This window comes from Pseudoalteromonas sp. A757, from assembly GCF_004103285.1.
Lineage (GTDB): Bacteria > Pseudomonadota > Gammaproteobacteria > Enterobacterales > Alteromonadaceae > Pseudoalteromonas > Pseudoalteromonas galatheae.
Window position 1 is genome coordinate 1 of the sequence record NZ_QNQN01000003.1, and the last position, 225, is coordinate 225.

Here is a 225-nt window from a genome sequence, read left to right on the forward strand (position 1 = left end):
TCAGAAGTGAAACAAAACAGCGTCGATGATAGTGTGGGCTTCCCATGTGAAAGTAGAACATCGTCAGGGCCTTATTAAAGAAACCCGTTGCAGCAATGCGACGGGTTTTTTGCTGTTTGGGGCATAGAGATTTGAGATATAAAACCTCGCGAGGTAAACTCGCTCCTACCACAGCATCAGCACTGACCAGCGTGGTCGGAGGTGGTTTACCCACCGAGCTGTTGG

Annotated in this window: 1 protein-coding gene; it reads right to left on the reverse strand. The window is 49.3% G+C overall.

What is annotated here, in order from left to right; all coding sequences use genetic code 11:
• A partial coding sequence (locus DRB05_RS22795; protein ID WP_205125710.1) for a hypothetical protein occupies nucleotides 1–214 on the reverse strand: 214 nt, incomplete at its 3' end.
• Nucleotides 215–225: the final 11 nt, after the last annotated feature.